Genomic DNA, 20,466 nt, shown 5'->3' on the forward strand with positions numbered 1-20,466 from the left:
CCCAAGGGGAGAAGGAAAGGCGGCGCCATTCACCCCAGATTGAGCTCCTTGAAGAAGTCGTTGCCCTTGTCGTCGATGACGATGAAGGCGGGGAAGTCCTCGACCTCGATGCGCCAGATCGCTTCCATGCCGAGTTCTGGATATTCCACCACCTCGACCTTTTTGATGCAGTCCTGCGCCAGGCGGGCGGCGGGGCCGCCGATGGAACCGAGATAGAAGCCGCCATGCCGGCCGCAGGCTTCGCGCACCTGGCGCGAGCGGTTGCCCTTGGCGAGCATCACCATCGAGCCGCCGAAGGACTGGAACTGATCGACATAGGAATCCATGCGGCCGGCCGTGGTCGGGCCGAAGGAGCCCGAGGCATAGCCGGCGGGCGTCTTGGCCGGGCCGGCGTAATAGATCGGGTGGTTCTTGAAATAATCCGGCATAGGCTCGCCGCGTTCGAGCCGCTCGCGAATCTTCGCATGCGCCAGATCACGGGCGACGATGATGGAGCCTGAGAGCGAAAGGCGAGTCTTTACAGGGTGTTTCGAAAGTTCGCTCAGAATCTGATTCATCGGCTGGTTGAGATCGATGCGCACGACATGCGAGGACAGCTTTTCCTCGTCGATGTCGGGCATGTACTTTGCCGGGTTGGTCTCGAGCTGTTCGAGGAATATACCGTCCTTGGTGATCTTGCCCTTGGCCTGACGGTCGGCGGAACAGGAGACGCCGAGGCCGATCGGCAGCGATGCGCCGTGGCGCGGCAGACGGATGACGCGCACGTCATGGCAGAAATATTTGCCGCCGAACTGCGCGCCGACGCCCAGCGATTGCGTCAGCTTGTGGATTTCAGCCTCCATTTCCAGATCGCGGAAGGCATGGCCGTTTTCCGAGCCTTTGGTGGGCAGGCCGTCGAGATAGCGCGTCGAGGCGAGCTTGACCGTCTTCAAGTTCATCTCGGCCGACGTGCCGCCGATCACCACGGCCAGATGATAGGGCGGGCAGGCAGATGTGCCCAGCGTGAGGATCTTTTCCTTGAGGAAATCCAGCATCCGGTCATGGCTCAAGAGCGAGGGCGTGCCCTGATAGAGGAAGGTCTTGTTGGCCGAGCCGCCGCCCTTGGCGACGAACAGGAATTTATAGGCGTCCTCGCCTTCCCAGTAGATGTCGATCTGGGCGGGGAGATTGTTGCTGGTATTCTCTTCCTCGAACATCGAGAGCGGCGCCAGCTGCGAATAGCGCAGGTTCTTCTTCTCGTAGGCATCGAGCACGCCGGCGCCCAGCGCTTCCGCATCGCCGCCTTCGGTCCAGACGCGGCGACCCTTCTTGGCGCTAATGATCGCGGTGCCGGTGTCCTGGCACATCGGCAGGATGCCGCCGGCGGCGATATTGGCGTTCTTCAGGAGATCGTAGGCGACGAAGCGGTCATTGTCGGTCGCTTCAGGATCGTCGAGGATTTTCGCGAGCTGCTGCAGGTGGCCGGGACGCAGAAGATGGTTGATATCGGCAAAGGCCGCTTCGGCGAGAAGCCGCAGGCCTTCAGTATCGACGCTGAGGATTTCCTGCCCCTTGAAGCTGTCGAGCGAAACATGGTCGGCGGAGAGCTTGCGGTAGGGCGTTTCGTCCGGGCCCAGAGGAAAAAGATCGGCGGTGATCGCGTCTGCCATTTGCATACCCCGTTTGCATCATTCGTGCGCCCGATAACGGACGGCTAAGATGAGGCGCTTTTATCGCGGAGTGCGGCGAAATCCACTGCGGCAGATTGCGCGGTGTGCACTTGGAAGGGGATGCAGAAAAGTCACGCTTCAAGCGAATGTGAATGGAGGCGGGCGCAGACCAGCAAAGAAAGCTTCGCCGTTAAAAGAATCTATACGACATTTCACAAATGTGGGGCTTCCGACGGAATCGCGTGCAGCGATCCTCATCAGTCGCGACAAGAAATTATTGGGCGGACGTCATGAATTTTCCTTCGAGAAACAAAGCTCTGGCCATAGCTGCAATAAGCGCCGTGCTTGCGGTTTCAACCGCGCTGACCACAACCGACGCGATGGCGGCCAATACGCTTCTGGAACTCTTCCGGCAAAAGAGCCAGCCGCCGGCCGAGGCCGCTCCGCCACCCGCTGCCGCCCGGGCGCCCCGCGCCCCGCGGGCCGCCGCTCCGGCGCAGCCGCGGGCCGCAGCCCGCCAACCGGCCGCCACGATCAAGCGTGTGATCGTGAAAGGGCCGCAGGTTTACGATTATAAGCCGGATACGCTGGTTCGCGTCGACTTCTCCAAACTCGACATGCAGATGACGTCGGCCACCGAAGGGGGCACGGATCGGCCGCAGGTGGATGCGATCACATCGGGCATGCCACCCCTGCCGCAAAAGGCATCATCTTCGAACGAGACGAATGTGTTCGCCGCAGCCATCGAACATCTGAAGACGACCGATGTGCACGCCAAAAAGGAAATCGCCGACGCCATCGTCGATTTCTACTCCACGCATCAGAAATTCCTCTGGTCGGCAGGCCTCGATGTCGCGCCGCAAGCCAAGGATGTGGCCGCCCTCTTCGCCAGGGCGGGCGAGGAAGCTCTGGACCCGGAAGAATATGCCGTCATCATCCCGGCTGATAGTTTCGACAAGGCCGATGAGCAGGATCGCCTGCAAAAGCTCGCCGATTTCGAGATCTTCCTGACGGCGCGGGCGCTGCGCTATGCCATTGACGCGGGCGAGGGGCGCATTGCGGCCAACCGGCTGAGTGAGTTGCACGATCTGCCGAGAAACCGCGTGAAGCCGCGCGAGGTGCTGGAGAAACTGGCTGCTTCCGATAATCCGTCCGCCTATCTCGCGTCCTTCCATCCGCAGAGCAAATGGTATGCGGACCTGAAGAAAAGCCTCGCCGAGATAGAAGGCCAGGAGAACAATGTGCAGGTGCGCATCGCGCCCGATACGTTGATCCACCCCGGAGACGAGAGCCCGGAGATCGCCAATGTGGTGGCGCTGATCCTCAAGAAGGCGCCTGCCGATTATCTGGAAAAGTATCAGACGGTCCTCACGGAGCATGAGGGGGGCACCGTTTACGATGCGGCGCTGGTCGCGGCGATCAAGGATTACCAGAGGCAAGCCGGCAAGGCGCCCGACGGCGTCATCGGGCGCAACACGATCGCCACGCTGCAGGGTGAATCGGTGGCGGTGAAGCGCGACCGCATCCTCTATGCGATGGAGCGCCTGCGCTGGCTGCCGCGTGATTTCGGCAGGCGCTACGTCTTCGTCAACCAGCCTGCCTATCAGGCGCAATATTTCGCACAGGGCCAAGAAAAGCTCGCCATGAATGTCGTGGTCGGATCACCGCGGCATCAGACCTATTTCTTCTACGACAAGATCCAGACGGTGGTGTTCAATCCGTCATGGGGCGTGCCGCGGTCGATCATCCTCAACGAGATGATGCCGCGCATCCTGCGCGATCCCGGCTATCTCGAGCGCAACGGCTATGAGGTCTATACAAGCGGCGGCAAGCGCGTTCCCTCACGTTCGGTCAACTGGTCGCGGGTTGCCGCTGACGGCGGCGGGGTCGGCATCCGCCAGATCCCGAGCCCCAGCAATGCGCTGGGCGAACTGAAAATCCTGTTTCCCAACAGCCATGCCATCTACATGCACGACACGCCGGCGAAATCCTATTTCAAACGGGATATGCGGGCGCTGAGCCATGGTTGCATTCGCCTGGAGCGCCCGCGCGACATGGCCGCTGCTGTTCTCGACGTGCCGGTGGAAAGCCTGACGAAATATTTCGGGAAGAACGAGCGCGGCGTGAAAGTGCCGGAGCGGATTCCGGTCTATATCGCCTATTTCACCGCCTGGCCGGACGCCGCGACCGGCAAGATCCGCTATTATGACGATGTCTATGAGCGTGATGCGCATCTCGCCAAGGCGATGGAAAAGACGCGTACGTCGCGACTTGCGAATAGCTGATGTAGCGCTGAATACCCCTCACCCGACCGCGTTTCGCGCGGTCGGGTGAGGGGTACTGAAACGCTCTACGGCTCGAACGGCGGCAGGCTCTGGAAGGCGAGCTTCAGGGCTTCCGACCAGCCGTCGGAAATCGCCGCATAATAGGGATCGGTGCGGTCGATGCGCTTGTGAAGACCCATCTTGAGCGGGTCAGCCTCGTAGAACCGCATGTCGAGCGGCAGGCCGATGGACAAATTTGCGCCATTAAAATGTGACTTTTATTGGTGACAGCGTCCCCAATAGATCACCCGCCGCATTTGCATTACGCTTGCGTTTCACAGTTGGTGATTGTCTCGCCACATCCGCGATCGCGGCTATGCGGCCAACATTTTTAGGAGGAAGACATGCATGTTGACCAACAGCAGCCTCCAGCAGCAGTTCCAGGAAAAAGCCGGCCATCCCTGAGCTGCTCGCCGGATGATCTCACGGTTGCGATCCGCACCTATCTGTTTTTCGGCATCCCCACAAAACGGCAGGCGGTTTCTGTCGTCCGGGTCATACAATTCATTCGCCGGAAATTACCGGAATGCGTGCTTTCGGATGGTGAACTGGAGACTTTGATCGCACGGCACGCGATTGCCGCCGGCTATATGGTTCATTTCGACTGCAGCAAACCCGGCAGGCTGCGGGGAAATGGAGCCCCTATTTCCGGTTTTCCCGGTTAGGCGATCAGGATGGCGCGATAAGCTGGCCGTAAATCTCGAGGATTCCCCAGACTATAAATGCCAGCACCAGAGAAACGACCAGGATGGCGAGGACCGGGGTGCCCCATCGTCCCTGCTTCGCCTTTTCGTTTTTGATTTCCTTGGCCATGCGGACCTCTCTTTTCGAGAGGTCAACGGGTTGCCGGAGGAAGAGTTCCAGCAAATTTGGCAGGCAAAATGCGCGGCTTTTTGTCTGCTTTTGTGCGAATTGAATGGTGGGCGCGACAGGGATTGAACCTGTGACCCCTCCCGTGTGAAGGGAGTGCTCTCCCGCTGAGCTACGCGCCCGTCCATGGCTGGCTGCCAGATGGCTGCCAAGTCGCTGGAAGTGCGGCGGATATACGTGGGAGAGCATGGTCCGTCAAGCGCTCCTTTGTCCCTGCCTTGGGGCTAATGCGAGATATTCGACGGCGTATCGAGAGTAGTGGCGGCGGGCGCCGTGCTCACCCTATGCGTCCTCGATTTATAGAAGGCGCTTTCGACATATCTGTTGCACAGCAAGGACAGCGGTATCGCCGTTGCGAATGTCAGTGTTGCCAGCAGGATAGCGTAGGATGTCTGGTCGAGGTGAAAGCCATTGATGACATACATCCAGAAATAAAGCGGGATCATATGCAGCAGATAGAGAGAATATGAAATCGCTCCCAGCGAAAGCATGATGGGATGCTGAAGGAAGCTCGCGACGTAACCGGCGGGACGGTTCTGGTCGCGCACGATCAGAGCCGATCCGTAGAACTCTCCTGCAGCTTGGCCATCATCATGAAAATGACAAATCCGCTCATGATGCAGAAGATCTGCACACGGATGAGTTCGCCGAAGAGCGGCGCGAATATGCCGAACGAATGGGATTCGATTCCTGCCGCCGGGAGAAGGTGGACGACGACCACCCAGACCGCAAGAAGTCCGCGCAAGCCTTCCAACTCATCAATTCTGTTCATGAGACCATTCTTTTGCTGCACTGCAGCAGTACCGCATCGCAGCAAAAGCGGGTCAACCAAAAAATGCGGTGCTGGGCGCTTGGCGTGTGTTCGTCGCACTTACCCCTCCGTCATCCTCGCCCTTGTGGCGAGGATCTACTGCCCGTGCAATTTTCTGGTGGGACTGGATGTAAGCCGGTGACGTCGGCAGATCCTCGGGACAAGCCCGAGGATGACGAAGTTGGGGCGAGGATGACGGAGTGGGCAGTTCGAGTTTCTCCATCTTGCGAAACGGGGTGGCCTCACCTTATGTATGGAACAATCACGAATCCTAAAATGGGGGCACCGGCTGCCCGCGAATTTGAAATTCAATCTCCAGATTTTAGAGGCCCAAATGAGAGATCCGATCGAAACAGCCATGAACCTCGTGCCGATGGTCGTCGAGCAGACCAATCGCGGCGAGCGGGCCTATGATATTTTTTCGCGTCTCCTCAAAGAGCGCATCATCTTCATCACTGGGCCGATCGAGGACGGCATGGCGTCGCTGATTTGCGCGCAGCTTTTGTTCCTCGAGGCGGAAAACCCGAAGAAAGAGATCAATCTTTACATCAATTCGCCCGGCGGCGTCGTGTCTTCCGGCATGTCGGTCTATGATACGATGCAGTTCATCCGCCCGCCGGTTTCCACGCTCTGCATGGGGCAGGCGGCTTCCATGGGCTCGCTTCTGCTGACCGCCGGCGCCACCGGCATGCGTTATGCATTGCCCAACGCGCGCATCATGCTGCATCAGCCGTCCGGCGGGTTCCAGGGCCAGGCTTCGGACATCGAGCGCCACGCGCAGGACATCATCAAGCTGAAGCGCCGCCTCAACGAGATCTATGTGAAGCATACCGGTCGTGATTATGAAACGATCGAGCGCACACTGGACCGCGATCACTTCATGACGGCGGAGGAATCGAAGGATTTCGGCCTGATCGATGGCGTCATCGAATCACGCGAGCTGATCGAAGGCACCCCCCCGAAAGTCGAAGGCGGACCGAAATAAGCCGTTCCGGGCTATCCGGTTGAAGCCGATATCGCCTCTCCGATGCGCTCTTCGCACCGGGGGTGCGACTTTTGTGCCACAAAACAGCCCTGCTTCGGGCTTGTGCGTGCCGCAACAGTCGCTACGTTAAGCGTATATTGGTCTTCATGGGCCTAACCTCGGAGCCTGACCTCGAAGAATGCACTGAAATCGTTGCCGCGTCGCTGGTTTTGTGTTTGTTTCGTGACAATGGTTCTGAAAAGGTGGGTTCCAAAGGGTTGTTCAGGTCGTTCGTCGTCTTCGGTCGGGACGTCGGAAGGGCAACGAGATTTACGGCGGCATTGTCGAAAGGACGATGCAGCCGGTAGTGAAAGGAAACTGCAATGAGCAAAGTCAGCAACAATGGTGGCGATTCCAAGAATACGCTCTATTGCTCGTTTTGCGGGAAAAGCCAGCACGAGGTCCGCAAGCTGATTGCCGGCCCGACCGTCTTCATCTGTGACGAGTGTGTCGAGCTTTGCATGGACATCATCCGTGAGGAAAACAAATCCTCGATGGTGAAGTCACGCGAAGGTGTGCCCACGCCGCTGGAGATCATGGCTGTCCTGGATGATTACGTCATCGGGCAGGGGCATGCGAAACGGGTTCTCTCCGTCGCCGTGCACAACCATTACAAGCGGTTGGCGCACCAGACGAAGAACAATGAAGTCGAGCTTGCCAAGTCGAACATCCTGCTCGTCGGGCCGACAGGCTGCGGCAAGACCTATCTTGCCCAGACGCTCGCGCGCATCATCGACGTGCCGTTCACCATGGCCGATGCGACGACGCTGACGGAAGCGGGCTATGTCGGCGAGGATGTGGAGAACATCATCCTCAAGCTACTGCAGGCCGCCGACTACAATGTCGAGCGTGCCCAGCGCGGCATCGTCTATATCGACGAGGTCGACAAGATCAGCCGCAAGTCGGACAATCCATCGATCACCCGCGACGTGTCGGGCGAGGGCGTGCAGCAAGCGCTCTTGAAGATCATGGAGGGCACGGTCGCCTCGGTTCCGCCGCAGGGCGGGCGCAAGCATCCGCAGCAGGAATTCCTTCAGGTGGATACGACCAATATCCTGTTCATCTGCGGCGGCGCCTTTGCGGGCCTCGACAAGATCATCTCGGCACGCGGCGAGAAGACGTCGATCGGCTTCGGCGCCAACGTCAAGGCGGCGGATGATCGGCGCATCGGCGCAATCTTCCGCGAGCTTGAGCCGGAAGATCTGCTGAAATTCGGGCTCATCCCCGAATTCGTCGGCCGGTTGCCTGTCATCGCAACGCTGGAGGATCTGGATGTCGATGCCCTGGTGCAGATCCTGTCGGAACCGAAGAATGCGCTGGTCAAGCAGTATCAGCGTCTCTTCGACATGGAGAGTATCGAACTGACTTTCCATGAGGATGCGCTGCGCGCCATCGCCAACAAAGCGGTGGAACGCAAGACCGGTGCTCGCGGCCTGCGTTCGATCATGGAAAAGATCCTCCTCGACACCATGTTCGACCTGCCGACGCTCGACGGCGTGCAGGAAGTGGTTATTTCAGGCGATGTGGTGGACGGCAGTGCCCGCCCGCTCTACATCTATGCCGAACGGCAGGAGGAAAAAGGCAACGCTTCGGCGTAGACCTTTTCACGCGATCAAAATGTGAAAGGGCTGCGCATAGCGGCCCTTTTTCTTGTGAAGAGATGTGTTCGACAATGAGAAATCCTGCGTTTCCGCTGATGTCTTCTGAAAAGACGGAACTGTGTATAAAAAGGCTGGGAACGGCTGATAGCCAGGCGGAGATTGCACTCGGGGGCGCACCGACGCAGGATGATTTGACGATTCTGTGTTAGCGCTTGAATTGAAACGTCCGGGTCGCCAACTAATGGACACTGATGCATGTTTGTGACTTGCCGATGACCATTCAAGGGAGCGCAAACGTGGCAATCGGCCAAAACGGCCTGAGAAAGGACTGATGATGACGGGTATAGAAAAGAAGACTTCAGCGGGTGGCAATGACGGGCTCTATGCCGTTCTGCCGCTGCGCGATATCGTGGTCTTCCCCCATATGATCGTCCCGCTTTTCGTGGGACGGGAAAAGTCGATCCGCGCACTTGAGGAAGTCATGGGCGTGGACAAGCAGATATTGCTTGCGACGCAGAAGAACGCAGCTGACGACGATCCGGCCGCGGATGCCATCTATGACATCGGCACCATCGCCAACGTGCTGCAGCTCCTCAAGCTCCCGGACGGCACGGTCAAGGTGCTGGTCGAGGGTACGGCGCGTGCGAAGATCTCGAAATTCACCGACCGTGAGGATTATCACGAAGCCTACGCCGCGCCCTTCGAGGAGCCGGAAGAGGATCCTGTCGAGATCGAGGCGCTTGCCCGCTCGGTGGTCGCCGACTTCGAGAACTACGTGAAGCTCAACAAGAAGATCTCTCCCGAGGTTGTAGGCGCCGCAAGCCAGATCGAGGATTATTCGAAGCTGGCCGATACGGTCGCCTCACATCTGGCGATCAAGATTCCCGAAAAGCAGGAGATGCTTTCGATCCTTTCCGTGCGTGAGCGGCTGGAAAAGGCGCTTTCCTTCATGGAAGCCGAGATATCCGTGCTTCAGGTGGAAAAGCGCATCCGCAGCCGTGTCAAACGCCAGATGGAGAAGACGCAGCGCGAATATTACCTCAACGAGCAGATGAAGGCGATCCAGAAGGAACTCGGCGACGGCGAGGATGGCCGCGACGAGGTGGCCGAACTGGAAGAGCGCATCACCAAGACCAAGCTCTCGAAGGAAGCGCGCGAGAAGGCCAATGCGGAGCTGAAGAAGCTGCGCAATATGAGCCCGATGTCGGCGGAAGCCACTGTGGTCCGCAACTATCTCGACTGGCTGCTCTCCATACCGTGGGGCAAGAAGTCGAAGGTCAAGCAGGATTTGAACTTTGCCGAGGAGGTGCTCGATGTCGAGCATTACGGCCTCGACAAGGTGAAGGAGCGCATCGTCGAATATCTCGCGGTGCAGGCGCGCTCGGCCAAGATCAAAGGGCCGATCCTCTGCCTCGTCGGACCTCCCGGCGTCGGCAAGACCTCGCTTGCCCGATCGATCGCCAAGGCGACCGGCCGTGAATATGTCCGCATGTCGCTTGGCGGCGTGCGTGACGAGGCCGAGATCCGCGGCCACCGCCGGACCTATATCGGCTCGATGCCCGGCAAGGTCATCCAGTCGATGAAGAAGGCGAAGAAGTCCAACCCGCTGTTCCTTCTCGACGAGATCGACAAGATGGGTCAGGATTTCCGTGGCGATCCGTCCTCCGCTCTGCTGGAGGTGCTTGATCCGGAGCAGAACTCGACGTTCATGGACCACTATCTGGAGGTCGAATATGACCTTTCGAGCGTGATGTTCGTGACGACGGCGAATACGCTGAATATCCCTGCGCCCTTGATGGACCGCATGGAGATCATCCGCATCGCCGGCTACACCGAGGACGAGAAGCTCGAGATCTCCAAGCGGCATCTTCTGCCGAAGGCGATCCGCGACCATGCGTTGCAGCCCAAGGAGTTCTCCGTCAGCGAGGACGCATTGCGCGGCATCATCCGCCATTACACGCGGGAAGCCGGCGTGCGTAATCTCGAGCGGGAGCTGATGAAGCTGGCGCGCAAGGCCGTCACCGAGATCCTGAAGACCAAAAAGAAGTCGGTGAACGTTACGGAAGCCAATCTTGCCGATTATCTGGGCGTGCAGAAATTCCGCTACGGCCAGATCGAAGGCGAGGACCAGCTGGGTGTCGTCACCGGGCTTGCCTGGACGGAAGTGGGCGGCGAATTGCTGACCATCGAAGGCGCTATGATGCCCGGCAAGGGCCGCATGACGGTGACGGGCAATCTGCGCGACGTGATGAAGGAATCGATTTCGGCGGCGGCGTCCTATGTCCGCTCAAGAGCTGTCGATTTCGGCATCGAGCCGCCTATTTTCGACAAGCGCGACATCCACGTCCACGTTCCAGAAGGCGCTACGCCGAAGGATGGACCGTCGGCTGGCGTTGCCATGGTGACGGCCATCGTTTCGATCCTCACCGGCATTCCCGTCCGCAAGGACGTGGCGATGACCGGCGAGATCACGCTGAGGGGCAGGGTGCTGCCGATCGGCGGGCTGAAGGAGAAGCTTCTCGCGGCGCTGCGTGGCGGCATCAAGACAGTTCTGATCCCGGAAGAGAACGCCAAGGATCTGGTGGAGATCCCGGACAATGTGAAGAACGGCCTTGAAATCATACCGGTGTCGCGTGCCGGAGAGGTTCTCCAGCATGCGCTGGTGCGGATGCCGGAGCCCATCGAATGGACCGAACCGGCAACGCCTGCCACGCCCGTTCCGGGGGCGGCAGATGAGGATCCCGCCGCCACCGTGGCGCATTGAGCTTCGGCTCTTCATCAAATTGACCATAATGCCGGGCATTTTGCCCGGCATTTCTGTGTTTAACCCCGGATTTCCGGGCTTTTTTGACTTGCGTGGCTTGGTTTGCCGACTGATTCGAATAAACTCCGCGCGTGCCGGTTGAGTCGTATGTCCCGGTAAAGAGAGAAAGGAAATGCCCCTATGAACAAGAACGAATTGGTCGCCGCGGTTGCGGAAAAGGCTGGTCTGACGAAGACCGACGCCGCTTCGGCCGTCGATGCCGTCATTGAATCGGTTACCGGAACGTTGAAATCCGGCGACGATGTCCGCCTCCCGGGCTTCGGCGTTTTCTCCGTTTCGCACCGTGCCGCTTCGACGGGCCGCAACCCTTCGACGGGCAAGGAAGTCGCGATCCCGGCCCGCAACGTGCCGAAGTTCTCGGCCGGCAAAGGCCTCAAGGACGCGGTCAACGGCTGATCCGTCAGTTGATCATTGCAGGATCAAAAAGCCCGGCAGCGATGCCGGGCTTTTTTCTTGCTTTTTTCCTGGGATGTAGCAGCCTGCATCGGGGATGAAGAGGGTGGAATCGCCTTCGGATCCAATTTGGGGAAACAATTCCAGGAGAGGAAAATGCAGGTCACACGATTGTCGAAGGTGGCGCTTGTCGCGGCCATCGCTCTTTTTGCATCGCTTGTTTCGTTTGGAAACATCACCGACTACGGAACGAATTACGAATTCGTCCAGCATGTCTTCGCCATGGACACGATCTTTCCGAATTCGACCATCAAATATCGCGCGGTTACCAACCCCGCGCTTCATACGGCCGGCTATATCGCCATCATTGCTGCCGAGACGCTGACGGCAATTCTCTGCTGGATCGGCACCTATGCGATGCTGACGAAGCTCGGCGCGCCCGCGATCCTCTTCAATGAGGCCAAGAAATGGGCGATCGCCGGCCTGACCCTCGGCTTCCTGACCTGGCAAGTGGGTTTCATGTCGATTGGCGGGGAGTGGTTCGGCATGTGGATGTCACATGAGTGGAACGGCATCGAAAGCGCCTTCCGCTTCTTCATCACGATCATCGCTGTCCTGATCTTCGTCAGCCTGCCGGATGGCAAGGCGGAAGCCTGACGTCGGGCAGGCTTAGCGTTTCGACGGCTTGAACGTTCCGACATCGACGGTGACGCTGCCGGATATCGTCACATCGGTGTTGCCGATCCTGAACGTGTTCGGCCTTGACGGCTCAGTCATCTGATCGGGTTCTGGAAGCGGCGCGGTGACGAGCCCGTCGGGCTGCTTCACGCCGGGCAGCGTCTTGTTCTCCTCGGCCAGCGACGTGCCGGCGCTGACCGCGCCTGCTGCGATTGCCAGGGAAAGCATCTGAATAAATCGGTTCCGCATCGCAACAGCCTAACGCTTTCCACTGGATTTTCCAGCCGCCGCCCGTTCACATGTCCTTACAGCGCAGTCGCCATGATCAGGCCCTTCGCCATATCAGGGGTCAATTCATCGAAATGCGAAATGACACGGCTTGGGTCGAAGGTCTGGACCGGCAGATCGGTATAGCCGAAATCGACCGCCACGACCGGGATGCCAGCAGCCTTCGCCGTGTCGATATCCGTCCGGCTGTCACCGATCATCAAGGCGCGGGCCGGGTCGCCGCCGGCGCGGAGGATGGTTTCGGTGAGGTGCCGCGGATCGGGTTTGCGGAAGGCGAATGTATCGCCGCCGCAAATCGCGGCAAAGCGGTCCGCCTGGCCGAGTTCGGTCAGGAGCTTTACGGAGAGCGTCTCGAATTTATTGGTGCAGACGGCAAGCGTGTATCCAGCCGCCGCGAGCCTGTCCATGGCCTCGTCGGCGCCGAAAAAAAGCTGTGAGCGGCCGGGCATATGTGCCCCGTAATGCTCCAGGAAAAGCTCGACCAGCCCGTCGAGCTGTTCAGGCGAGAGGAGCTTCCTCTGCGCCTCGAAGGCACGCTCGATCATCACCCGTCCGCCATGGCCGACGAAACGGCGCAGCGCCAGCGGATCGACCTTCTCCATGCCTGACTGGACCAGGCAATGGTTGAGGCTATCGAGGAGATCGGGCGCTGTGTCGACCAGCGTTCCGTCGAGGTCGAACACGACAATGGGCTTCGTCATTGATGAATCCGGATAAGAGGATGATCGAATTGCAGTAACTCCTAACTGATCATTCTCCTTTGCTCAAGTTTTGGAGGGGAAGCAGGTCAATAAGCCGCAAAACAGGCTTTGTGCATTTGCATTCACATGATAGATGCAGCTTCAAATCAGCCGGTGATCGACAAAGGTGGTCGGCAACAAAAGGGACTTGGAAAAGAGACTGGGGGAGAGCGCATGGATGCACACAAGCTGAAGATCGCGGCCGCAGCCGAAGCGCTGACTCATGTGCATGATGGCATGCGGCTCGGGATCGGTTCCGGCTCGACGGCGGAAGAGTTCGTGCGGCTTCTGGCCGACAAGGTCGCCAACGGCTTGAACGTCATCGGCGTGCCCACGTCCGAACGCACCGCTGCCCTTTGCCGGGAACTGGGCGTTCCACTGACCACGCTCGACGAAACGCCGGAACTCGATCTCGCCATCGACGGCACGGATGAGGTGGATGGCGCGCTTTCGCTGATCAAGGGCGGTGGCGGGGCGCTGCTGCGTGAGAAGATCGTGGCTGCGGCATCCGAAAAGATGATCGTGATCGCCGACGAGACGAAAATCGTCGAGACGCTCGGCAGGTTTCCACTTCCCATCGAAGTCAATCGCTTCGGTCTCGGGGCAACGAAAATCGCCGTCGCCAGGATCGCCGCCGATCTCGGCCTTGCCGGACCTGTTTCCTTGCGGTTAAAGGAGGGGCAGCCCTTCGTCACCGACGGGGGGCATTATATCCTGGATGCATCTTTTGGCCGCATTCCCGATACAAGAGCTTTATCGAGCGCTTTGCACGCCATCCCGGGCGTCGTGGAGCATGGACTTTTCCTGGGGCTGGCCGGTGCCGCGATCATCGCCGGCGCCGGCGGTATCCGGACAATGAGCAATCTAGAGACAACGGAGTAACGACCCCATGACCCAGGCAACTGGCTTTCGCCGTTTGATTGCGCCTTTTGCGGCGCTTGCCGTGATCGCAAGTATTCATGTAGCTCAGGCGCAGGACATTTCCGAATCCCATCTGGCCGCCGCGCGTCAGGCGATCGCCGCGATCGATGCGACCGAGCAGTTCGATACGATCCTGCCCCGCGCCGCACAGGCGCTCAAGGCGGAGCTGATCCAGAAGGATCCCAACCTGGAAAAGCAGATCACCCAGACCGTCGATGAGAAGGCGCTGGAGCTCACCGCGCGCCGGGGCGATCTGGAAACGGAAGCCGCGCGTGCATATGCCAATTCCTTTTCGGAAGAGGAATTGAAGGCAATCTCGGCTTTCTACGATTCGCCCGCCGGCAAGAAGCTGATCTCCGAGGGGCCGATCGTCACGCGCGAAGTGCTCAAGGCCGCCAATATCTGGCAGAATGGCATAGCGCGCGATCTGGCCCAGTCGGTCGGCGAGGTTCTCGCCAAGCAGGAGGGCGCAGCCCAGCCGCAGCCACAGCAGTAAGCACTGCATTTCTCACATGACGTTGAAAGCCCGGCCTCAGGTCGGGCTTTTTTATTTAGCGTCCAGCCTATATGTCTGGTCCGCATTTCAATTCAAAGCGTCCGGGGTTTTTCATGGCATCTTACGATTATGATCTTTTCGTCATCGGCGGCGGGTCCGGTGGTGTGCGGGCCGGGCGGCTGGCGGGCGCTATGGGCAAGCGCGTTGCGTTAGCCGAGGAATACCGGATGGGCGGCACCTGCGTCATCCGCGGCTGCGTGCCGAAGAAGCTGTTCGTCTATGCCTCGCAATTCGGCGAACATTTCGAAGATGCCGCCGGGTATGGCTGGAGCGTTGGGAAAACATCCTTCGACTGGCCGACGCTGATCGCCAACAAGGACCGCGAAATCACACGGCTGGAAGGGCTCTACCGCAAAGGCCTCGATCATTCCGATGTCGAGATTTTCGACAGCCGTGCCGTGCTTGTCGACGATCACACGATCGAGATCGTCTCATCACGTAAAAAGGTGACGGCGGAGAAGATCCTGATCGCGACAGGGGGGCGCCCCAATCCGCATGTGGCGCTGCCCGGCCACGAGCTCTGCATCAATTCAAACGAGGCATTCCATCTCACCGAACTGCCGAAGTCGATCGTCATCGCCGGCGGCGGTTATATCGCGGTCGAGTTCGCCAATATCTTCCACGGGCTTGGCGTCGAAACGACGCTGGTCTATCGCGGCCTCGAGATATTGCAGCGCTTCGATGGCGATCTGCGCCGGCTCCTGCATGAGGCGATGGAGGCAAAGGGCATCCGCGTGCTGTGCAGCGAAGTGTTCGAGCGCGTATCGCGGCGTACCGACGGTCGGCTGGACGTGACGCTCTCGGGCGGTGAGATCCTGCTCGTCGACCAGGCGATGCTGGCGCTCGGGCGCATTCCCAATACGGAAAATCTCGGCCTGGAAAAGGCCGGTGTGGAGACCGATATTCTGGGCGCCGTCTGCGTCGATGAATTCTCGCGCACCAATGTTCCCCATATATGGGCGGTTGGCGACGTGACCAACCGGGTGCAGCTTACGCCGGTGGCGATCCACGAAGCCATGTGCTTCCTCGAAACCGCTTTCAAGGACAATCCGACGAAGCCCGATCATCAACTGATCGCCACCGCCGTCTTCTCGCAACCGGAGATCGGCACGATCGGCCTTTCGGAAGAAGAGGCGGCGGAGAAATATCGCGAGGTGGAGATTTATCGCGCGCATTTCCGGCCGATGAAGAACACGCTTTCGGGACGTCAGGAGAAGATGCTGACCAAGCTGGTGGTCGACGGGGGAAGTCGCAAGGTGCTTGGCGCGCATATTCTCGGGGCCGATGCGGGCGAAATGGCGCAGCTTTTGGGCATTGCGCTCAAGGCCGGCGCGACGAAGGACGATTTCGACCGAACGATGGCGGTGCACCCGACGGCATCCGAGGAATTGGTGACGATGTACCAGCCAAGCTACCGCATCGTGAAGGGCGAACGGGTATCCTGAAGCGCAATCTGGAATATGAGCGCGGATCGGTAATTGTTGCAGATAAAAGCTGAAGCAATCGGATCGATTCGAGCCTAGTATAATTTCCAGCTTTGCTCTATAGGAGCGCATCCTGCATGCCATCCGGCATGCGGGCAATTTGGGTATTCCGCGAGAGAACGAGCGGACAGTAGCAAACAGGTGCTGCAATGACGAAGAACTGGACACCGCAATCCTGGAGAGGCAAACCGATCAAGCAGGTGCCGTTTTTTCCCGACGCGCAGGCTTTGACCAATGTCGAGTCCCGTCTTCGTTCGTATCCGCCGCTGGTTTTTGCAGGTGAGGCGCGCAAACTCACCCGCCAATTGGGTGAAGTCGCCGAAGGCCGTGCATTCCTGCTCCAGGGCGGCGATTGCGCCGAAAGCTTCGCCGAGCATGGCGCCGACAACATCCGCGATTTCTTCCGCGTGTTCCTGCAGATGGCGGTCGTGCTGACCTTCGGCGCGTCGCAACCGGTGGTCAAGGTCGGGCGCATCGCCGGACAGTTTGCCAAGCCGCGTTCGTCCGACACCGAGATCAAGGACGGCGTCGAACTGCCGGCCTATCGCGGCGACATCATCAACGGCATCGATTTCGATCCGGCGTCGCGCATTCCCGATCCGAATCGTCAGGAGATGGCCTACCGCCAGTCGGCGGCGACGCTCAACCTTTTGCGCGCCTTCGCGCAGGGCGGCTATGCCAATCTGGAGAATGTGCATCAGTGGATGCTGGGCTTCGTTTCCAACAGCCCGCAGGGCGAGCGCTACGAGGCTCTGGCCCAGCGCATTTCCGAAACGATGGATTTCATGCGCTCCATCGGCATCACTTCGGAAAGCAATACCCGGCTGCGCGAGACGGATTTCTACACCAGCCATGAAGCGCTGCTTCTTGGCTATGAGGAGGCGCTGACCCGCGTCGATTCCACATCCGGCGACTGGTACGGCACATCGGGCCACATGATCTGGATCGGCGACCGTACGCGGCAGCCCGACCATGCGCATGTGGAATATTGCCGTGGCATCAAGAATCCACTCGGCCTGAAATGCGGCCCTTCGCTGGAGCCCGACGGTCTTTTGAAGCTGATCGATCTGCTCAACCCGGAGAATGAACCGGGCCGCCTGACGCTGATCGCGCGCTTCGGCTACGACAAGGTATCGGATCATTTGCCGAAGCTCATCCGCGCCGTCGAGCGGGAAGGGCGCAAGGTGGTGTGGTCGTGCGATCCGATGCATGGCAACACGATCACCGCCAATGGCTACAAGACCCGGCCTTTCGACCGCATCCTGAAAGAGGTGGAAACCTTCTTCGCCGTCCATCGCGCTGAGGGCAGCTATCCCGGCGGCATCCATATCGAGATGACGGGCAACAACGTCACCGAATGCACCGGCGGCGCGCGCGCCATCTCGGCGGAAGATCTGTCGGACCGCTATCACACCCATTGCGACCCGCGCCTCAATGCGGACCAGGCGCTGGAACTGGCGTTTCTCGTCGCGGAGCTACTCAAGAAGGAACGCGATGCGCAACCGCAGAAGCAGGTTGTAAACGGCTGAAACTTTCGTTCAGATTTTGTCGATTGCCATTACAGGACGGGGGTCTAAACTCCCGCCCTGTTGCATTTCGAGAATAGGATCGGGGAAAAATTGGCTGAAGACCATAGCGTAGAACATCATAGGGGATCATGTCTGTGCGGGGCGGTGCGTTTTGAAACGACCGGCAAGTTGGGCCGCGTCAGTTATTGCCATTGCACGCAATGCCGCAAGCAATCAGGGCATCACTACGCCGCGACCAATGTCGTCGATGACGCCCTCCATATAGACGGCGCCGAGAATATCACCTGGTATGCATCGAGCGAGAAGGCGCGCCGCGGCTTTTGCCGGACCTGCGGGTCAGTGCTGTTCTGGAAGCATGACGAGGTCGACTATACCTCCATTATGGCGGGCTCGTTCGACCAACCGACAGGGCTGCATGGCAAGCGGCATATCTTTGTCTCAGACAAGGGCGATTATTACAGCATCAACGACGAATTGCCGCAGTATCCTCAGGGCTGAGCGGGGCTTCAATCCGTATTGAATTGATCTTTCTCTAAAGCTTTTCCTCTATAGCGTCCCATGTGCGTCCTTCGGGGTGCTGCATATGGACGCTGGAGCTTATGAAAACTGAGTATCGTGCTTTCAGGCGGATGCGCGGGGCTGACGGGGAATCTCTATGGAACGCATCTGGCTGGCTTTCATCAATTCAATGCGGGCGCTGCGCTATCTGGCGCGCCATGAGAAGGCGGTGCAGCAGGAACTCGCGCTGTTTGCCGTTTCCATTCCCGTCGCGCTCTATATCGCGCCCAGTGCGCTCATGTTTCTGCTGATGACGGGCGCCATTCTGTTCCTGATCATGATCGAGGTTCTCAATACCGGCATCGAGGCGGCCTGCAATGCCGTCTCACGCGAGTTCCAGAAAGATATCCAGATTGCCAAGGATTGCGGATCGCTTGCCGTGCTGATCTCGATCATTTTTGCCGCGGCTGTCTGGGGTTATGCGCTTTTCATTGCCTTTTGGATATGAACGTTCGACCGAATGCCAAGCGTCCGAATCCCGGACCAGATTGCAACCTTGAAGCCCTCGCGCTAAAGCTTTCCCCATGACGAAAAAGCCTGCCGTTCCCGATATTCTGCGTATCGCCGTGGCCCAGCTCAATCCTGTGCTCGGCGATATAGAGGCCAATCTCGCCAGGGCGCGCGAGGCACGTGCCGACGCGGCGCGCCAGGGGGCGGATCTGGTCTTGTTCACCGAGCTTTTCATCTCCGGTTATCCGCCGGAAGATCTCGTGCTGAAGCCCGCCTTCACCACTGCCTGCGAAAAGGCGGTGCGGGAATTTGCCGCCGACACGGCTGATGGCGGCCCGGGCGTCATCATCGGCACGCCGCTGAAGCGCGATACCGGCCTGCACAATTCGGTCATGGTGTTGGACGGCGGCGACGTGATCGCCGAGCGCTATAAAGTCGATCTGCCGAATTATGGCGAATTCGATGAGAAACGCGTTTTCGTGGCGGGACCGATGCTGGGTCCGGTCAATTTCCGTGGCGTGCGGCTTGGTACTCCGATCTGCGAAGATCTCTGGGGCGATCTCGGCGTTTGTGAGACGCTCAGCGAAAGCGGGGCGGAAATCCTGCTCGTGCCCAACGGCTCGCCTTATTACCGCGCCAAGCTGGATGTGCGCTATCAAGTGGTGATACGGCAGGTGATCGAAACAGGACTGCCGCTGCTTTTCGCCAACCAGCTCGGCGGCCAGGACGAACTGATCTTCGACGGCGCGTCCTTTGCCATCAATGCCGACAGGTCGCTTGCCTTCCAGATGTCGCAGTTCGAGGAGCAACTGGCGGTCACCGTCTGGAAGCGAAGCGGCGAGGGCTGGGCCTGCACCGGTGGGCCGATGTCGAAAATTCCTGAGAAGGAGGAGGCCGATTATCGCGCCTGCATGCTGGGCTTGCGCGACTACGTCAACAAGAACGGCTTCAGGAATGTCGTTCTCGGCATGTCCGGCGGCATCGATTCGGCTCTGTGCGCCGCGCTGGCGGTCGATGCGCTTGGCGAAGAGCGGCTGCGCGCCGTGATGATGCCTTATCGCTATACGTCGAAGGATTCGCTGAAGGACGCAGAGGATTGCGCGCGCGCGCTCGGCTGCCGCTACGATATCGTGCCGATCTTCGAGCCGGTGGATGGATTCATGAAAGCGCTGGCGACGATCTTCGACGGCACCAAGGAAGGCGTCACCGAAGAGAACCTGCAGAGCCGCACGCGCGGCACGATCCTGATGGCGATCTCCAACAAGTTCGGCTCGATGGTGGTGACGACGGGCAACAAATCCGAAATGTCGGTGGGCTACGCCACGCTTTATGGCGACATGAATGGCGGCTTCAACCCAATCAAGGATCTCTACAAGATGCAGGTCTATGCGCTGGCCGCCTGGCGCAACAGCCATGTGCCGCCATCGGCGCTTGGCCCTTCGGGCGTGGTCATTCCGCAAAACATCATCGACAAGGCGCCCTCGGCGGAGCTGCGGGAAAATCAGACCGACCAGGATTCACTGCCGCCTTATCCGGTGCTCGACGACATTCTCGAATGCTTGGTCGAGAACGAGATGGGTGTCGAAGACATCGTGGCGCGCGGCCACGACCGCGATACCGTCCACCGCATCGAGCATCTGCTCTACATCGCGGAGTATAAGCGCCGACAATCGGCGCCGGGCGTGAAGATCACCAAGAAGAATTTCGGCCGCGACCGCCGCTATCCCATCACCAACCGGTTCAGAGACCGGTCATAATTCAGGTAC

At 59.2% G+C, this 20,466-nt stretch carries 21 protein-coding genes and 1 tRNA gene; 13 read left to right on the forward strand and 9 right to left on the reverse strand.

The features are described from left to right. Positions 1 to 29: 29 nt before the first annotated feature. Positions 30 to 1,649 carry a fumarate hydratase gene (locus C5748_RS20805; protein ID WP_105744061.1) on the reverse strand — a complete coding sequence of 540 codons (1,620 nt, stop codon included), beginning with the start codon at positions 1,647 to 1,649 and terminating at the stop codon, positions 30 to 32. A 290-nt stretch (positions 1,650 to 1,939) separates the two neighbouring features. Between C5748_RS20805 and C5748_RS20810 the strand changes: the two genes are divergently transcribed. Continuing rightward, on the forward strand, positions 1,940 to 3,934 hold the full coding sequence (locus C5748_RS20810) for a L,D-transpeptidase family protein (protein ID WP_105743917.1): 1,995 nt from the start codon (positions 1,940 to 1,942) through the stop codon (positions 3,932 to 3,934). A 65-nt stretch (positions 3,935 to 3,999) separates the two neighbouring features. On the opposite strand, the gene C5748_RS20815 is transcribed toward C5748_RS20810, so the two are convergent. The 6 genes from C5748_RS20815 to C5748_RS20835 form a co-directional block, all read right to left on the reverse strand. After that, positions 4,000 to 4,167 (reverse strand): Ntn hydrolase family protein, encoded by a 168-nt coding sequence (locus C5748_RS20815; protein ID WP_199194861.1) that lies wholly within the window; start codon positions 4,165 to 4,167, stop codon positions 4,000 to 4,002. A 10-nt stretch (positions 4,168 to 4,177) separates the two neighbouring features. Next, positions 4,178 to 4,372 (reverse strand): hypothetical protein, encoded by a 195-nt coding sequence (locus tag C5748_RS28000; protein ID WP_146119580.1) that lies wholly within the window; start codon positions 4,370 to 4,372, stop codon positions 4,178 to 4,180. A gap of 270 nt (positions 4,373 to 4,642) precedes the next feature. Further along, a complete protein-coding gene (locus C5748_RS28630) occupies positions 4,643 to 4,786 on the reverse strand; it encodes a hypothetical protein (protein ID WP_199194862.1) in 144 nt (47 codons plus the stop codon). Between the two features lie 104 nt (positions 4,787 to 4,890). After that, a tRNA-Val gene (locus C5748_RS20825) sits at positions 4,891 to 4,965 on the reverse strand. A gap of 102 nt (positions 4,966 to 5,067) precedes the next feature. Next, positions 5,068 to 5,391 (reverse strand): acyltransferase family protein, encoded by a 324-nt coding sequence (locus C5748_RS20830; RefSeq protein WP_105743921.1) that lies wholly within the window; start codon positions 5,389 to 5,391, stop codon positions 5,068 to 5,070. 2 nt (positions 5,392 to 5,393) lie between these two features. Then, positions 5,394 to 5,615: an acyltransferase family protein gene (locus C5748_RS20835; protein ID WP_105743923.1), complete on the reverse strand. Its 222-nt coding sequence runs from the start codon at positions 5,613 to 5,615 to the stop codon at positions 5,394 to 5,396. 373 nt (positions 5,616 to 5,988) lie between these two features. On the opposite strand from C5748_RS20835, the gene C5748_RS20840 reads away from it, so the two are divergent. The 5 genes from C5748_RS20840 (at position 5,989) to C5748_RS20860 (ending at position 12,153) form a co-directional block, all read left to right on the forward strand. Then, positions 5,989 to 6,639 (forward strand): ATP-dependent Clp protease proteolytic subunit, encoded by a 651-nt coding sequence (locus tag C5748_RS20840; protein ID WP_105743925.1) that lies wholly within the window; start codon positions 5,989 to 5,991, stop codon positions 6,637 to 6,639. Between the two features lie 362 nt (positions 6,640 to 7,001). After that, positions 7,002 to 8,276 carry an ATP-dependent Clp protease ATP-binding subunit ClpX gene (clpX, locus tag C5748_RS20845; protein ID WP_105743927.1) on the forward strand — a complete coding sequence of 425 codons (1,275 nt, stop codon included), beginning with the start codon at positions 7,002 to 7,004 and terminating at the stop codon, positions 8,274 to 8,276. A 337-nt stretch (positions 8,277 to 8,613) separates the two neighbouring features. Beyond that, positions 8,614 to 11,043, forward strand: a complete 2,430-nt coding sequence (gene lon, locus C5748_RS20850) for an endopeptidase La (RefSeq protein ID WP_105744063.1) — start codon at positions 8,614 to 8,616, stop codon at positions 11,041 to 11,043. Between the two features lie 180 nt (positions 11,044 to 11,223). Then, complete coding sequence (locus C5748_RS20855; protein WP_105743929.1) at positions 11,224 to 11,499, forward strand: HU family DNA-binding protein; 276 nt, start codon at positions 11,224 to 11,226, stop codon at positions 11,497 to 11,499. A 153-nt stretch (positions 11,500 to 11,652) separates the two neighbouring features. Further along, positions 11,653 to 12,153: a DUF2165 family protein gene (locus tag C5748_RS20860; RefSeq protein ID WP_105743931.1), complete on the forward strand. Its 501-nt coding sequence runs from the start codon at positions 11,653 to 11,655 to the stop codon at positions 12,151 to 12,153. Positions 12,154 to 12,165: 12 nt separating this feature from the next. On the opposite strand, the gene C5748_RS20865 is transcribed toward C5748_RS20860, so the two are convergent. Further along, positions 12,166 to 12,402, reverse strand: a complete 237-nt coding sequence (locus C5748_RS20865; RefSeq protein ID WP_146119581.1) for a hypothetical protein — start codon at positions 12,400 to 12,402, stop codon at positions 12,166 to 12,168. Between the two features lie 77 nt (positions 12,403 to 12,479). Beyond that, on the reverse strand, positions 12,480 to 13,163 hold the full coding sequence (locus C5748_RS20870) for an HAD family hydrolase (RefSeq protein ID WP_105743935.1): 684 nt from the start codon (positions 13,161 to 13,163) through the stop codon (positions 12,480 to 12,482). 213 nt (positions 13,164 to 13,376) lie between these two features. Between C5748_RS20870 and rpiA the strand changes: the two genes are divergently transcribed. The 7 genes from rpiA to C5748_RS20905 all read left to right on the forward strand — a co-directional run bounded on the left by rpiA (position 13,377) and on the right by C5748_RS20905 (position 20,457). After that, on the forward strand, positions 13,377 to 14,084 hold the full coding sequence (gene rpiA, locus C5748_RS20875; protein WP_105743937.1) for a ribose-5-phosphate isomerase RpiA: 708 nt from the start codon (positions 13,377 to 13,379) through the stop codon (positions 14,082 to 14,084). 7 nt (positions 14,085 to 14,091) lie between these two features. Beyond that, positions 14,092 to 14,619, forward strand: a complete 528-nt coding sequence (locus C5748_RS20880; RefSeq protein WP_105743939.1) for a DUF2059 domain-containing protein — start codon at positions 14,092 to 14,094, stop codon at positions 14,617 to 14,619. A gap of 113 nt (positions 14,620 to 14,732) precedes the next feature. Next, positions 14,733 to 16,124, forward strand: a complete 1,392-nt coding sequence (gene gor / locus C5748_RS20885) for a glutathione-disulfide reductase (RefSeq protein ID WP_105744066.1) — start codon at positions 14,733 to 14,735, stop codon at positions 16,122 to 16,124. A gap of 188 nt (positions 16,125 to 16,312) precedes the next feature. Further along, positions 16,313 to 17,692 carry a class II 3-deoxy-7-phosphoheptulonate synthase gene (locus tag C5748_RS20890; RefSeq protein WP_105743941.1) on the forward strand — a complete coding sequence of 460 codons (1,380 nt, stop codon included), beginning with the start codon at positions 16,313 to 16,315 and terminating at the stop codon, positions 17,690 to 17,692. Between the two features lie 90 nt (positions 17,693 to 17,782). Beyond that, complete coding sequence (locus C5748_RS20895; RefSeq protein ID WP_105743943.1) at positions 17,783 to 18,190, forward strand: GFA family protein; 408 nt, start codon at positions 17,783 to 17,785, stop codon at positions 18,188 to 18,190. A gap of 157 nt (positions 18,191 to 18,347) precedes the next feature. Further along, positions 18,348 to 18,698, forward strand: a complete 351-nt coding sequence (locus tag C5748_RS20900; RefSeq protein ID WP_105743945.1) for a diacylglycerol kinase — start codon at positions 18,348 to 18,350, stop codon at positions 18,696 to 18,698. Between the two features lie 76 nt (positions 18,699 to 18,774). After that, positions 18,775 to 20,457: an NAD+ synthase gene (locus C5748_RS20905; RefSeq protein ID WP_105743947.1), complete on the forward strand. Its 1,683-nt coding sequence runs from the start codon at positions 18,775 to 18,777 to the stop codon at positions 20,455 to 20,457. Positions 20,458 to 20,466: the final 9 nt, after the last annotated feature.

This window comes from Phyllobacterium phragmitis (assembly GCF_002980495.1).
Lineage (GTDB): Bacteria > Pseudomonadota > Alphaproteobacteria > Rhizobiales > Rhizobiaceae > Paramesorhizobium > Paramesorhizobium phragmitis.

Excerpts from the sequence above, each read along its gene's own strand:
- C5748_RS20805 (WP_105744061.1), bottom strand. The coding sequence starts at position 1,649 with ATGGCAGACGCGATCACCGCCGATCTTTTTCCTCTGGGCCCGGACGAA.
- C5748_RS20810 (WP_105743917.1), top strand. The coding sequence starts at position 1,940 with ATGAATTTTCCTTCGAGAAACAAAGCTCTGGCCATAGCTGCAATAAGC.
- C5748_RS28000 (WP_146119580.1), bottom strand. The coding sequence starts at position 4,372 with ATGGCCGGCTTTTTCCTGGAACTGCTGCTGGAGGCTGCTGTTGGTCAA.
- C5748_RS28630 (WP_199194862.1), bottom strand. The coding sequence starts at position 4,786 with ATGGCCAAGGAAATCAAAAACGAAAAGGCGAAGCAGGGACGATGGGGC.
- C5748_RS20835 (WP_105743923.1), bottom strand. The coding sequence starts at position 5,615 with ATGAACAGAATTGATGAGTTGGAAGGCTTGCGCGGACTTCTTGCGGTC.
- C5748_RS20840 (WP_105743925.1), top strand. The coding sequence starts at position 5,989 with ATGAGAGATCCGATCGAAACAGCCATGAACCTCGTGCCGATGGTCGTC.
- clpX (WP_105743927.1), top strand. The coding sequence starts at position 7,002 with ATGAGCAAAGTCAGCAACAATGGTGGCGATTCCAAGAATACGCTCTAT.
- lon (WP_105744063.1), top strand. The coding sequence starts at position 8,614 with ATGACGGGTATAGAAAAGAAGACTTCAGCGGGTGGCAATGACGGGCTC.
- C5748_RS20855 (WP_105743929.1), top strand. The coding sequence starts at position 11,224 with ATGAACAAGAACGAATTGGTCGCCGCGGTTGCGGAAAAGGCTGGTCTG.
- C5748_RS20860 (WP_105743931.1), top strand. The coding sequence starts at position 11,653 with ATGCAGGTCACACGATTGTCGAAGGTGGCGCTTGTCGCGGCCATCGCT.
- C5748_RS20865 (WP_146119581.1), bottom strand. The coding sequence starts at position 12,402 with ATGCTTTCCCTGGCAATCGCAGCAGGCGCGGTCAGCGCCGGCACGTCG.
- C5748_RS20870 (WP_105743935.1), bottom strand. The coding sequence starts at position 13,163 with ATGACGAAGCCCATTGTCGTGTTCGACCTCGACGGAACGCTGGTCGAC.
- rpiA (WP_105743937.1), top strand. The coding sequence starts at position 13,377 with ATGGATGCACACAAGCTGAAGATCGCGGCCGCAGCCGAAGCGCTGACT.
- C5748_RS20880 (WP_105743939.1), top strand. The coding sequence starts at position 14,092 with ATGACCCAGGCAACTGGCTTTCGCCGTTTGATTGCGCCTTTTGCGGCG.
- gor (WP_105744066.1), top strand. The coding sequence starts at position 14,733 with ATGGCATCTTACGATTATGATCTTTTCGTCATCGGCGGCGGGTCCGGT.
- C5748_RS20890 (WP_105743941.1), top strand. The coding sequence starts at position 16,313 with ATGACGAAGAACTGGACACCGCAATCCTGGAGAGGCAAACCGATCAAG.
- C5748_RS20900 (WP_105743945.1), top strand. The coding sequence starts at position 18,348 with ATGGAACGCATCTGGCTGGCTTTCATCAATTCAATGCGGGCGCTGCGC.
- C5748_RS20905 (WP_105743947.1), top strand. The coding sequence starts at position 18,775 with ATGACGAAAAAGCCTGCCGTTCCCGATATTCTGCGTATCGCCGTGGCC.